The organism is Minwuia sp. (genome assembly GCF_048007105.1).
Lineage (GTDB): Bacteria > Pseudomonadota > Alphaproteobacteria > Minwuiales > Minwuiaceae > Minwuia.
Window position 1 is genome coordinate 1,221,210 of record NZ_CP180352.1, and the last position, 12,992, is coordinate 1,234,201.

Sequence of the window (12,992 nt, forward strand, 5' to 3'; positions counted from 1 at the left end):
CCAACATGGACTCGAGACACCTGCCGGACAGACACGGAGGCGAGTTCATGAAGATCGGCCGCAGACAACTGCTTACTGGCGCCCTGGCCGCCACGCTGGCGCCCGCTCTGGAGCGCGCGGCACCCGGACCCGGCGACACGCGCATCATCCCCTCGACCGGCGAGGCCGTGCCCGCAGTCGGGCTCGGCACCTGGATCACCTTCAATGTCGGGCGCGATCCGGCGTTGCTGGACCGTTCGGCCGACGTCATGGCCGCCTTCTTCGACGAGGGCGGCGGCATGATTGATTCGTCGCCCATGTACGGTTCCGCCCAGCAGACTGTCGGTTACGGCCTGCAGAAACTCGGCCACCAGACGCCGGTCTTCGCCGCGGACAAGGTCTGGACGACCTCGGTCGAGGGCGGGCCGTCGCAGATGGAAGAAGCCCGCAGAAACTGGGGCGTCCAGCGCTTCGATCTGATGCAGGTGCATAATCTGGTTGCCTGGGAGGGGCATCTGGATACCCTTTTACGGATGAAGGACGAGGGGCGCATACGTCACGTCGGCATCACGACCTCCCATGGCCGCCGGCACGGCGAGATGGAACGCATCATGGCGCGCCATCCGATCGATTTCGTGCAGCTGACCTACAACGTTGCCGACAGGGAGGCCGAGGACCGGCTGCTGCCGCTGGCGCAGGAGAAGGGCATCGCCGTCATCGCCAACCGCCCGTTCCAGCGGGGCGCGCTGCTCCGCCGGCTGCAGGGCGAGCCGCTGCCGCCCGTGGCCGGCGAGCTGGATGCCCGCGACTGGTCCGAGGTCGTCCTGAAGTTCATCCTCTCTCATCCGGCGCTCACCGTGGCGATTCCGGCCACCACCAGCGCCGCACATGTCCGCCAGAACAAGCGCGCCGTCCGCGGCCCCATGCCCGACGCCGCCATGCGCGGCGAGATCGCGCGCCACGTCGACGCGCTCTGATGGGGGACATCACCAGCTACAGTCTTGCCGACTTCCTGCTGTTCTCGCCGGAGACCTACTGGCGGCTCTTCGAACGCGCGAACGAGCTCTACTGGCCGGCGCCGCTGGCCGGTCTGGCGCTGGGGCTGGTGATGCTGGCGGCCGCTCTCTGGTCCCGGGGCCTGCTGGTGCGGCTGGCGGCGCTTATTGCGGGGGCCGGGCTGATCTGGATCGCCTGGGCCTTTCTCTGGCAGCTGTTCCAGCCGATCAACTTCGCCATGGACTACGCCGTCCCCGCCTTCGCCGCCGCGGGCCTGCTGTTCCTGATCTTCGCGGTGGCCGGCGGACGGGCGGCGCGGCGGCCTTCGGCGGTCCCGGCACCGCTGATCTTTCTCGCCGTGGTGATCTATCCCTATCTCGCGCCGGTCATGGGCCGGGACGTGACCGGGGCGGAAATCGTCGGGATCGCGCCAGACCCGACGGCGATGGCCGCCGGCGCCCTTGCGCTGCTGGCCGGGCGGTTATGGTGGCGGATCCTGATGGCGGCCGTGCCGGTTCTGTGGCTCGCCTTCAGCGCGCTGACCCTGTTCACCATGGGCGCGCCGGAATGGCCGATCCCGACGGCGGCGGCGCTGCTGGTGCTGTTCGGTTTGTACCAGCCGGCGGCGGGCAGGGCGGTCATGCCTGTGCGAGGCTGAGGGCGAGCACCATGGCCGAGACCGCGACGACCCAGGATCCGGCGATGCGCGCGCCCAGCGTCAGCCAGCCGCGCCGGAACCGGAGCAGCAGCGCGCCGACATAGGCCGGGAACACGCCCGCGCCGATGAAGGTGGCGGCCAGCACCTGCCACGGCACGCCGGCCGACAGATCCTCGGGCACCGAATCCAGACCGACCGTCACGCCGATCAGCGCCGCCGCGACGGCTGCCGCCATCGAATTGGACGGCAGCGCGAGAGCCGCGCCGCCGCCGCAGAGCATGGCCAGGACCAGCAGCACGATGGCGGGCTGCCAGGGCGGTATGCCGGCTGCGCCGATGGCGAGTCCGGCCAGCAGGGCGGCCAGATAGACGGGTATGGCGAGCCGCCAGATGGCCCAGCTCATGATGCCGACCAGCAGCGCGAGCGCGGTCAGGGCCAGGATGTGGCCCGGCACGAAATAGGGATGGAGCAGGCCGCCATAGACGGCGTCGATCCCCTCGATGGTGGTGTGGGCAAAGGCCTGCGCCGGCAGCGACGCGAGCGCCGCCGCCGCGAGGCCGCCCCGAATGCGCCCGATCACACGGCGCCGGTCAGGAATCCGAGGCCGGCCAGCGCGATCAGGCCGCCGCCGGCCCGCACCGCGATCCGGCCCTGCGGCCACTTCGCCAGCAGGCCGAAGCCGATACCGATCATGTGCATCAGGCCGGTGCCGACGACGAAGCCGATCGAGTAGGCGATGGCGTTGGCCGCGCCGGGCAGTTCGGTGCCATGGGCATGGCCGTGGAAGATGGCGAAGACGCCGACGACGATCCAGGCGACCCAGAGCGGCGGCCGGACGGCCAGCGCGACGAGAACGCCGAGCACAAGCGCCGAGGCGGCGATGCCGGTCTCGACCTGGGGAATCGGGATCCCGGCGATGCCGAGAATGCCGCCGAAGACCATGACCAGCGGGAAGATCACGGGCAGCTGCCAGATGGCGGGCTTGCCGAGGAACGCGCCCCACAGACCCACCGCGACCATGGCCGCGACGTGATCCCAGCCGAGGATCGGATGCAGGAAGCCGCTGATCAGGCCGCCGCCGACGCCTTCGCCCTCATGGGCCAGGGCGGGGAAGGCGGCAAGGACGGCAAGGCCGATGACGGATACGAGAAGACGGCGCATGGCAGGAAGAACCCCGAACAGGTGGAATGACGCCGGAACCCTGCCCCATCGGGTTGCGCCGGGCAAGCCGAACAACGCCACAGCTGCCGGAGCGGACTCCATATGTTCCAAATATTCCGTGTCATGGAACAGAAACACACAAGATGTAGAGATTTCCTGTTGACGCTATATGTGTGCTTCCCCCAATATCTGGTGGTCCGCAGTCGCCGGGGCTCAAGGCCTAGCGAAATCGCGGCAATCAGGGACACATCCGGGCCAGAACGCGGCAGGCAGGGGGACAATCATGCGTATCGAGCGTCGATTCACCAGTGAGGGCGCGTCGCCTTACGACGCCATCGACTTCCGTACCACCACGAGCGAGATCAGGAATCCGGACGGATCCGTGGTCTTCCGGCTGGCGGATTTCGAGGTGCCTCGGCAGTTCACGCAGGTGGCGGCGGACATCATCGCGCAGAAGTATTTCCGCAAGGCCGGCATCCCCGCGGCAACCGTTGCGGTCGAGGAAGAGGACGTGCCCGCCTGGCTGCAGCGCCGCGCGCCCGACGAGAAGGCCCTGAAGAAGCTGCCGGAACCGCAGCGCTTCGGCGGCGAGACCAGCGCCCGGCAGGTCTTCGACCGCCTCGCCGGCACCTGGACCTACTGGGGCTGGAAGGGCGGCTATTTCGACGCGGAAGCCGACGCCCAGGCCTATTACGACGAGATGCGCCACATGCTGGCCCGGCAGATGGCGGCCCCGAATTCCCCGCAGTGGTTCAACACCGGCCTGCACTGGGCCTACGGCATCGACGGTCCCGCCCAGGGCCACTGCTATGTCGACTTCAAGACCGGCGAACTGGTCCGTTCCGAAAGCGCCTACGAGCATCCGCAGCCGCATGCCTGCTTCATCCAGTCCATCTCCGACGATCTGGTGAACGAGGGCGGCATCATGGACCTGTGGGTCCGTGAGGCGCGTCTGTTCAAGTACGGCTCCGGCACGGGCACCAACTTCTCGGCCCTGCGGTCCGAGAGCGAGCCGCTGTCGGGCGGCGGCCGCTCGTCGGGCCTGATGAGCTTCCTCAAGATCGGCGACCGCGCCGCCGGCGCCATCAAGTCGGGCGGCACCACGCGCCGTGCGGCCAAGATGGTCACCGTCGACCTCGATCACCCGGATATCGAGGAATACATCATGTGGAAGGTGGTCGAGGAGCAGAAGGTGGCCGCCCTGGTCTCCGGCTCGACCCTCGCCAACAAGCACCTGAACCTGATCCTGGCCGCCTGCTGGACCGACCAGTTCGCGCCCGATGACGAGCGCCGTCTGGATCCGAAGGAGAACGCCGCGCTGAAGTCGGAGATCATCGCCGCCCGCAAGGCCGTGATCCCGGAGAACTACATCCAGCGCACCATCCAGTTCGCGAAGCAGGGCTACAAGCAGATCGACATCCCGGTCTACAACAAGGACTGGGACTCGGACGCCTATCTGACCGTCTCCGGCCAGAACTCGAACAATTCGGTCCGCGTGCCGAACGCGTTCCTGAACGCCGTCGAGCAGAAGGCGGACTGGAATCTGGTCAACCGCACCAACGGCAAGGTCGCCCGGACCATCGACGCCGAGAAGCTGTGGGAAGACATCTGCTATGCCGCCTGGGCCTCGGCCGATCCGGGCGTGCAGTACGACACCACCATCAACGACTGGCACACCTGCCCGAACGACGGCCGCATCAACGCCTCGAACCCGTGCTCGGAGTACATGTTCCTGGACGACACGGCGTGCAATCTGGCCTCGCTGAACCTGATGCAGTTCCGCACGAAGGACGGTGAGTTCGACATCGCGGCCTTCGAGCATGCCTGCCGGCTGTGGACCGTCACCCTGGAAATCTCGGTGATGATGGCGCAGTTCCCGTCGAAGGAGATCGCGGAGCTGTCCTACAAGTTCCGCACCCTCGGCCTGGGCTATGCCAATATCGGCGGTCTGCTGATGGCCATGGGCCTCTCCTATGACTCGGACGAGGGCCGCGCCATGTGCGCCGCCATCACCGCCCTGATGACCGGTGTCTCCTACGCGACCTCGGCGGAGATGTCGGGCGAGCTGGGCGCCTTCCCGGGCTTCCGCAACAATGCCGACGCCATGATGCAGGTGATGCGCAACCACCGCCGCGCCGCCTATGGCGAGACCGGCGGCTATGAGGGCCTCTCGGTGCCGCCGGTGCCGCTGAACGCGGCCGACTGCCCGCAGGCCACGCTGGCCGAGGCCGCCTGCCGCGCCTGGGACCGCGCCGTCGATCTGGGCATGGAGAACGGCTACCGCAACGCCCAGGCCACCGTGATCGCGCCGACCGGCACGATCGGCCTGGTGATGGACTGCGACACCACCGGCATCGAGCCGGACTTCGCCATCGTGAAGTTCAAGAAGCTGGCCGGCGGCGGCTACTTCAAGATCATCAACCGCATGGTGCCGCAGGCGCTCGAGACGCTGGGCTATTCCCAGTCGGAGCGCGAGGACATCATCAACTACGCGGTCGGTCACGGCACCCTGGATGGCGCGCCCTTCATCAACTACGAGAGCCTGATGGCGAAGGGCTTCACCGACGGCGTGCTGGAGGAGCTGGAGCAGGGTCTGCAGAGCGCCTTCGACATCCGTTTCGCCTTCAACAAGTACGCGCTGGGCGAGGAGTTCTGCATCCGCGTGCTGGGCTTCGAGCCGGAGCAGCTGGACGACGTCAACTTCGACATGCTCGGCGCGCTGGGCTTCTCGAAGAAGGAGATCGAGGCCGCGAACACCCATGTCTGCGGTGCGATGACTGTCGAGGGCGCCCCGCATCTGAAGGACGAGCACCTGCCGGTCTTCGATTGCGCCAATCCCTGCGGCCGTATCGGCAAGCGCTACCTGTCGGCGGAAAGCCACATCCGCATCATGGCGGCGGCGCAGCCCTTCATCTCGGGCGCCATCTCCAAGACCATCAACATGCCGAATTCGGCGACGGTCGAGGACTGCAAGGACGCCTACATGCTGTCATGGCGCCTGGGTCTGAAGGCCAACGCGCTCTACCGCGACGGCTCCAAGCTCTCGCAGCCGCTGAACGCCGTGGCCCTCGACGACGAGGAAGAGACGCTGGAAGAGGCGGTGGCCGAGAAGCCGCTGGCCGAGAAGGCGCAGATCGTCGCCGAACGCATCGTCGAGAAGGTGGTGGTGCACGAGCGGAAGCGTCTGCCCCAGCGGCGCAAGGGCTACACCCAGAAGGCGCTGGTCGGTGGCCACAAGGTCTATCTCCGCACCGGCGAATACGACGACGGCGAGCTGGGCGAGATCTTCATCGATATGCACAAGGAAGGCGCTGCCTTCCGCAGCCTGATGAACAATTTCGCCATCGCCATCTCCATCGGCCTTCAGTACGGCGTGCCGCTGGAGGAGTTCGTCGAGGCCTTCACCTTCACCCGCTTCGAGCCGAACGGCATCGTGCAGGGCAACGACGCGATCAAGAACGCGACGTCGATCCTGGACTATGTGTTCCGCGAGCTGGCCGTCAGCTACATGGGCCGCAACGACCTGGCCCATGTCGAGCCGAGCGACCTGCGTGCGGACGCGCTGGGCGAGGGCGCGCATGAGGGCGAGCTGCCCGACGCGCAGGCCGGCGAGATCCGGGCCACCGACGAGGCGCTGGAAGCGGTGATGAAGGTCGCGTCGACCGGCTATGTCCGCTCCAACCTCTACGTCCTGAACGCCGACAAGCGCCAGGCGACGGCGGCCGCGGTCGAACGCACCGCCGAGGTGATGCGTGCGGCCGGCGGCGGCGGGGGAGAGACCACCATCGTCCGCGCCAGCTCGGCCGAGGTCTCGACATCGACCGGTGGCGGTTCGGCCGCCGGCAACCGGGCGCAGCAGGCCGCGATGGCCCGCATGAAGGGCTACGAGGGCGACTCCTGCGACGAATGCGGCAACTTCACGCTGGTCCGCAACGGCACCTGCCTGAAATGCGACACCTGCGGCGGGACCACCGGCTGCTCGTGAACTGACTGGCCGGTCTGGTCCGGCCATCCCTGGGGAAAGGGCCTCCGGAGCGATCCGGGGGCCCTTTTCTGTTGTATGTCCTTGGCCTGTAACGCCCTCCCCCTCCGAGGGGGAGGGTTGGGTGGGGGTGGGAGCCGCTTAGCGTTCGAGAAGATGACGCCGGATGTCTTCCACGACCTCTTCGGTGCGCGCGAGCACGTCGTTGTTCCAGTAGCGCAGAACCCAATAGCCCAGCGCATTAAGAACTTCCGTACGCTCAGCATCCTTGCCTTGCCGGACGGCGTGCTGGCTGCCGTCGACCTCGATAATCAGGCGCTTCTCGATGCAGCAGAAGTCAGCGACGTATGGGCCGATCGGGTGCTGACGCCGGAAGCGGCAACCGCTCACCTGACGGTAGCGAAGACGCCACCAGAGCTTCTGCTCGGCGTTGGTCATGCGCTTGCGCAGCGATCTGGCGGTGGACCGGCTCATGACGTCATTCTGCCATGACCCGCAGCCGACCCCCACCCGTCGCTGCGCGCCGGCCTCCCCCTGCCAGGGGGAGGCTCATGTGAGCCAGGATTATCCCTAGTGAGCCCCCCTCCTCCGAGGGGGAGGGTTGGGTGGGCGTGGGAGCAGTTGGGAAACCGCCTATCCGGGCATTGCGGCTTTCCCTACGCCCAAACCCCTTCGGCGATGATGCGCAGCGCCAGCGCGCCGTTCTTGCGGTCCATCGACCAGAAGCCGCCCTGGCCCCAGACGTTCGGTTCGGCCTGGGCGGCGATGTGGCCGTAGTCGGATTTCGCCACCATCACGAGGCAGAGCATCCGCTCGCCCTTCGACATGGGGAAATCGTTCTCGGCCACGCGTTTCAGCACGCCGTTGGCGGCGATGGCTTCGCCGAACGAGATCCAGTCGGTGAAATCGCCCGGCGCGACCTGAAAGAAACGCTCGATCGCCGTGGTCTGGGCGCAGGCCTCGGCGTAGAGGCTGTCAGCCATCGGACTTCAGCCCCAGCACGTCGATCATGTCGTAAATCCCCGCCGGCTTGTCCGCGACCCACAGTGCCGCGCGGATCGCGCCGGCGGCGAAGATCGAGCGGTCGGAGGCGATGTGGCCCAGCGTCACCCGCTCGTTGTCGGTGGCGAAGACGACCGAATGCTCGCCGACGACATTGCCGCCGCGCAGCGCCGCATAGCCGATCTCGCCCTTCTTCCGCTCGCCGGTGATGCCGTAGCGGCCGCCAACGGCGACCGCATCATGGTCCTGCCCGCGGGCTTCGGCGGCGGCCTTGCCCAGCATCAGCGCCGTGCCCGACGGCGCATCGACCTTCCAGCGGTGATGGCTCTCGACCACCTCGACGTCCCAGTCGAGGCCCAGCGCGCCGGCGACCTGCTTCGTCACCTGGACCAGCAGGTTCACGCCCAGCGACATGTTGCCGGCCTGCATGACCGCGACGGTTTTGGCGGCCTCGTCGATCCGGGCCTGCTGCTCGGGGTTCATGCCGGTGGTGCCGACGACGAAGGCGGTGCCGGCCTCGGCCGCGGCCAGCGCGTTGAGAGAGGTCGCTTCTGCAAGTGTGAAGTCGATGACGACATCCGCTTCGGCGAAGATGGCGTCCCGGTCGGCGCTCGCCGCGACGCCGAGTTCGCCGATGCCGGCCAGCGTGCCGAGGTCCTGGCCCAGCGCCGGGCTGTCGGGATGCTCCAGCCCGCCGGAGACAGTGCCGTGCCCGCCTTCGGTGATCATCCGGACCAGCGTCCGGCCCATGCGTCCGCCCGCGCCCGCAATCGCGATCTTCATGGCTTTGCCTCCCGCCTGCCGCCCATGCATGGCAGGGGCATCGCATATCGGATGCGGATTGTCATCCGGTGGCGCTATTGTCGGTGCATGAGCGCGTTCGATCACTGGACCGCGGCGTGGGACGCCGGGCGGCTGAGGGACCATGCGGCGGCGAACCTTTCGGCGTTCGAGCGGCATCCGCCCTCGCGCGCCGTCGCCAAGCGGGCGGCCGTCGCCTGCCTGATCACCGAGGACGACGCGGGAACGCCGTGCTTCGTGCTGACCCGCCGGTCGTCGAAGCTGTCCAGCCACAAGGGCCAGTGGGCCCTGCCCGGCGGACGGCTGGACGACGGCGAGAGCGTCGTCGAGGCGGCGCTGCGCGAGGTCGAGGAAGAGGTCGGCGTCACCGTGCCCGAGGCCGAGGTGCTCGGACGGCTGGACGACTACGTCACCCGCTCGGGCTACTGCATCGCGCCGGTGGTCGCCTGGATCGGGCGGAAGCCGGATTTCGTGCTCAACCCGGCCGAGGTGCAGGAGCTGCACCTGATCCCGCTCAGGGATCTCGACCGGGAGGACTCGCCGCAGTTCGTGACCATCCCGGAAAGCGACCGGCCGGTGATCCGCATGCCCATCATGGACAACAAGATCCACGCGCCCACCGCGGCGGTGCTGTACCAGTTCCGCGACGTGGCCCTGCACGGACGGGAGACCCGTGTGGCACACTACGAACAGCCGGTGTTCGCCTGGAAATGACCGCAACGACCCTGGGGAGGAGACATTGCGCCTTACCGTCGCCGAGACCATCGCCGTCCGCTCGCTGAGCCAGCCTGACAGGATCGCGATCGAGGAGCTTCAGGGAGGGAAGACCCTGACCTATGGCCAGCTTCTGCCGCGCATCGTGGCGCTGGCCGACGCGATCCGCAGCACCGCCGAAGGGCCGCACGGCAAGATGGTGGGGCTTTTCCTGCCCAGCGCCGCCGATCACGTGCTGGGCTATCTCGCCTGCCAGTGGGTCGGCATGGCCGCCGTGCCGGTGAATTCGCGTCTGGCCGAGCCCGAGATTGAATTCCAGATCTCCGACAGCGGCGCGAAGACCATCCTCGCCGCCGAGCCCTGGCTGGAGATGGCGCGAAAGGTCGGCGCGAAATGCGGCGCCGTCGTCATCGATGCGGACAGGATCGATACCCCGGAAAGCGTCGAGCGGCCGGTCTTCGGCGAGCACGGCTATGGCGAGCGCGACTGCGTCGTCGGTTACACCTCCGGCACGACGGGCTTTCCGAAGGGCGCGCTCTATTCCAACGACCACTATCTGACGGCGCAGATGCGCTGGTGCTGGGAATACGGGCTGACGGCGGACCATGTGATGCTGTGTCCGGGTCCTTTGTTCCACCTCTCCTATGCCGGGCTGGCGATGGGGGCGCTGATGATCGGCGCGCGGGTCCGCATCATGCAGAGCTTCGAGCCGCAGCTGGCGCTGGACGAACTCTCGGACCACTGCACCTTCGCCTTCCTGGTGCCGTCGATGACGACCATGATCGCCGAGGAATGGAAGAAGCGCGGCAAGCCGCCGGTGAACGCCTTCCGCTTCATGATCTCTTCCGGCGCACCGGGTCCGCTGTCGATGACGGTCGAGGCGATGGAGATGTTCAACAACGCCCGCATCGCCGAGGCCTATGGCTGGACCGAGGGCGGCTGGGTCACCTTCGAGGTCAAGGAGAAGGAGACGCTGCTGGCGCATTCGGTCGGCTGGCCGACGGCAGGCAACGAGGTCGGCGTCTTCCTGGAGGACGGCGCGCCTGCGCCCATCGGCGAGCCGGGCGAGGTCGGCGTGAAGTCGGTCACCCATTTCTCCGGCTATCTCGGCCGGCCCGACGCCACCGCCGAGTCCTGGAAGAACGGCTATGTCATGTCGGGCGATGTCGGCATCTGGCAGGCGGACGGGCGGCTCTGCATCGTCGACCGCAAGAAGGACATGATCATTTCCGGCGGCGAGAACGTCTACACGGCGGAGGTCGAGCGCATCCTGGTCGAGCACCCCGGCATTCTGGAGGCCGCCGTGGTCGGACTTCCCGACGACAAGTGGGGCGAGATGGTCACGGCCATGGTGGTCCCGCGGGAGGGCGCGGAGCTGACGCCGGAGGCCGTGATCGGCCATTGCCGCGAGAACCTGGCCCACTACAAGGCCCCGCGCCGCGTCGAGATCGCCGCCGAACTGCCCCGCAACCCGATGGGCAAGGTGCAGAAGTTCAAGATCGTCGAGTCGCTGACGGGGTAGGCGGTCGACGGCGTCCTTTTTCGCCTTCGGACCCCCGTTCAAACTGGGGGCAGGCCTTGATCCGAAGGCCTCCGGCGCAGTCGGCCAGACCAGGTCCCCGGGTCAAGCCCGGGGACGACAGGTGGTTGGTGTCCCCGCCATTCAGGCTTGGTTCAAGCCGGTCATCTGGGATATTGCCGGCTTCGTACCTACTTCAACGGACATCGCAATCCGGGAGTGCCTGACGTGAAACGCTGGATCGGCCCCATCATCGTGCTCATCGTGCTGCTGGCGGCCGGCGGCTACTGGTTCTACTGGTCGACGCTGGCCGACGGGCTGGAGCGGGGCTTCGCCCGATGGGCCGAGGACCGGCGGGCCGAGGGCACCGAGGTCGCCTATTCGAGCGCCGAGGTCTCGGGCTTCCCCTACCGGCTGGAACTGCACATAGAACAGCCGTCGATCGAGGCGGCGGGGCTGAACGGCGCGCCCGCCTGGGCCGCCGACCGGCTGGTGCTCTATTTCCAGACCTGGAAGCGCGGCCACGGCATCGCCCAGGCCTTCGGGCCGCAAAGGATCGGCTGGACCGAAGGCACGGTCCGGCGCAACGCCACCGTCACTTCGGAGCAGGCGCTGGCTTCCTTCCGCTTCACCGACCGGGGCGTCATGACCCGCGTCGATACCGATCTGACGCAGGTGAAGGTCGCCGGTTCGCTGCCCTTGCGCGAGGCGGAGCGCCTGCAGGTTCATGGCCGGCTGCGGCCGGAAGCCGGCGAGCAACCGCATTTCGACCTGTCCGTCTCGGGCACGGGGCTGAAAGTGGACCCAGAAGCTTCCCCGCTGGGCGAGAACATTGACCGCTACCGGACCACGGTGACCTTCGAGCCGCTGCCGGATTCGACCGCGCCCGGGCATCTCGACGCCTGGCGCGATGCCGGCGGCGTCCTGCAGGTGCAGGCCTTCGAGGTCGCGACGGGCGATCTGTCCATCACCGGCAAGGGCACCTTCGCCCTCGACACCGCGCGCAGGGCCGAAGGCGCCGCGACGCTGATCGTGCGCGGCGCCGACGCCTTCGTCGATGCCGTGGCGGCGGCCGGCCAGCTTGCCGGCGGCGCCAGGCTGGGGCTGCAACTCGGCATCACCGCGCTGGAGGAGACCGACACCGAGGGCAACAAGTTCGTCCGCATCCCGATCGAGATCCAGGACGGCCGCTTCAAGCTGATGGGCTTCGGCCTCGCCAGCGTGGAGCCGCTCTACTAGCGGTCCATTTCCACCCCGCACCTTTGATGTCCTCGGGCCTGACCCGAGGACCTTGTGGTTCCGCCTGCGCCGAGGCCTTCGGATCAAGTCCGAAGGCGGCAAAGGGCGAGGCGGGCCGCAGTGATCAGTCGTAGCTGGCGCCCATGCCGGCCCGGACGTCGTTCTGGATGCCATAGGGCGGGATCGGATAGCGCAGGCCGTTGGCCGACAGCCGCCCGAGCCCTTCGATGATCTTGGGCAGGAAGCGCGGCGGGATCGCCATCAGCAATTCGTCTTCCATCACGCCGCCATAGCGGCGCTCCGCGAAGCAGGGTATCGACAGGCTCGGCTCGCCGGTGGACAGCGCCCGGCCCCAGCTGTCGGCGCAGGAGCTCTCGCCGACGCAGCCCCATTCCAGCTTGCGGTAACCGGCCCACTGCAGGCCGTTGATGAAGATGATCATCTGCGCCGGCGTGGCGTAGATCAGGGCGATGTCCGGCGGGTCCAGCCGGCCCGCGGCCAGCGGCGAGACCGCCATCGCCTCGTAGCGGCCATAGGGGACCACATCCATGGCGGCCTGGTGCGCCGCGGTGTCGTCGGAGGTCTCGTACCAGACGCCCTTCATGCGCTCGCCGCCGAGCCATTCCTCGTTCTGCGGATGCAGACCGATCACCGCGCCGCACTGCGCGCCGACGAGATCGTCCATGGTGACGCCAACCGTGAAGCCGAGCCGCGAGGCCTGGCCGACGATCTGGTCGGTGGTGTGGACGTCCTTCGGCCGGCGGATCCGGTTGATCGCCTCCATCTCGGCCTTGGTCTCGAACAGCTTCATGCCGATCGGCGTGGTGCGGAGCCTGAGATAGGTGTTCAGCCCGTCGACGATCGCCTTCCAGTCATAGCTGTCCGGTTCCTTGATCTCGTCCCAGGCATTGGCGGGTGCGGTATCGGCCATCGTTTCTCTC

General features: G+C 67.7%; 12 protein-coding genes. 6 read left to right on the forward strand and 6 right to left on the reverse strand.

The window, feature by feature from the left end; translation table 11 throughout:
- Window positions 1-47 precede the first annotated feature (47 nt).
- Window positions 48-956 carry an aldo/keto reductase gene (locus ACMVY4_RS05790; RefSeq protein WP_416899228.1) on the forward strand — a complete coding sequence of 303 codons (909 nt, stop codon included), beginning with the start codon at window positions 48-50 and terminating at the stop codon, window positions 954-956.
- Window positions 956-1,633 (forward strand): hypothetical protein, encoded by a 678-nt coding sequence (locus ACMVY4_RS05795; protein WP_416899229.1) that lies wholly within the window; start codon window positions 956-958, stop codon window positions 1,631-1,633. The genes ACMVY4_RS05790 and ACMVY4_RS05795 overlap by 1 nt, the downstream gene beginning before the upstream one ends.
- Here the strand turns inward: ACMVY4_RS05795 and ACMVY4_RS05800 are convergent.
- Together ACMVY4_RS05800 and ACMVY4_RS05805 are read right to left on the reverse strand one after the other, a co-directional pair.
- Complete coding sequence (locus tag ACMVY4_RS05800; protein WP_416899230.1) at window positions 1,614-2,213, reverse strand: HupE/UreJ family protein; 600 nt, start codon at window positions 2,211-2,213, stop codon at window positions 1,614-1,616. The two genes, ACMVY4_RS05795 and ACMVY4_RS05800, sit on opposite strands and share 20 nt — an antisense overlap.
- The gene (locus tag ACMVY4_RS05805; RefSeq protein ID WP_416899231.1) at window positions 2,210-2,794 is read right to left on the reverse strand and encodes a HupE/UreJ family protein; all 585 of its coding nucleotides are present in this window, start codon (window positions 2,792-2,794) and stop codon (window positions 2,210-2,212) included. Before ACMVY4_RS05805 ends, ACMVY4_RS05800 begins: the two co-directional genes overlap by 4 nt.
- A 283-nt stretch (window positions 2,795-3,077) precedes the next feature.
- Between ACMVY4_RS05805 and ACMVY4_RS05810 the strand changes: the two genes are divergently transcribed.
- Window positions 3,078-6,779 carry a vitamin B12-dependent ribonucleotide reductase gene (locus ACMVY4_RS05810; RefSeq protein ID WP_416899232.1) on the forward strand — a complete coding sequence of 1,234 codons (3,702 nt, stop codon included), beginning with the start codon at window positions 3,078-3,080 and terminating at the stop codon, window positions 6,777-6,779.
- Window positions 6,780-6,917: 138 nt separating this feature from the next.
- Here ACMVY4_RS05810 and ACMVY4_RS05815 read toward each other — a convergent pair whose 3' ends face one another.
- The 3 genes from ACMVY4_RS05815 to dapB form a co-directional block, all read right to left on the reverse strand.
- Entirely contained in the window at window positions 6,918-7,250 is a 333-nt protein-coding gene (locus tag ACMVY4_RS05815; protein WP_416899233.1) for an endonuclease domain-containing protein, read from the reverse strand.
- Window positions 7,251-7,432: 182 nt separating this feature from the next.
- Window positions 7,433-7,759, reverse strand: coding sequence for a hypothetical protein (locus ACMVY4_RS05820; RefSeq protein ID WP_416899234.1), 327 nt, complete (start codon window positions 7,757-7,759; stop codon window positions 7,433-7,435).
- On the reverse strand, window positions 7,752-8,561 hold the full coding sequence (gene dapB, locus ACMVY4_RS05825; RefSeq protein WP_416899235.1) for a 4-hydroxy-tetrahydrodipicolinate reductase: 810 nt from the start codon (window positions 8,559-8,561) through the stop codon (window positions 7,752-7,754). Before dapB ends, ACMVY4_RS05820 begins: the two co-directional genes overlap by 8 nt.
- An 87-nt stretch (window positions 8,562-8,648) precedes the next feature.
- Here dapB and ACMVY4_RS05830 point away from each other — a divergent pair, with 87 nt between their 5' ends.
- The 3 genes from ACMVY4_RS05830 to ACMVY4_RS05840 all read left to right on the forward strand — a co-directional run bounded on the left by ACMVY4_RS05830 (window position 8,649) and on the right by ACMVY4_RS05840 (window position 12,051).
- Window positions 8,649-9,293, forward strand: coding sequence for an NUDIX hydrolase (locus tag ACMVY4_RS05830; RefSeq protein WP_416899236.1), 645 nt, complete (start codon window positions 8,649-8,651; stop codon window positions 9,291-9,293).
- 25 nt (window positions 9,294-9,318) lie between these two features.
- The gene (locus ACMVY4_RS05835) at window positions 9,319-10,815 is read left to right on the forward strand and encodes a class I adenylate-forming enzyme family protein (protein WP_416899237.1); all 1,497 of its coding nucleotides are present in this window, start codon (window positions 9,319-9,321) and stop codon (window positions 10,813-10,815) included.
- Window positions 10,816-11,040: 225 nt separating this feature from the next.
- Window positions 11,041-12,051, forward strand: coding sequence for a DUF2125 domain-containing protein (locus ACMVY4_RS05840; protein WP_416899238.1), 1,011 nt, complete (start codon window positions 11,041-11,043; stop codon window positions 12,049-12,051).
- A gap of 124 nt (window positions 12,052-12,175) precedes the next feature.
- Here the strand turns inward: ACMVY4_RS05840 and ACMVY4_RS05845 are convergent, their stop codons facing one another.
- Window positions 12,176-12,982 carry a DUF169 domain-containing protein gene (locus tag ACMVY4_RS05845; RefSeq protein WP_416899239.1) on the reverse strand — a complete coding sequence of 269 codons (807 nt, stop codon included), beginning with the start codon at window positions 12,980-12,982 and terminating at the stop codon, window positions 12,176-12,178.
- Window positions 12,983-12,992 lie beyond the last annotated feature (10 nt).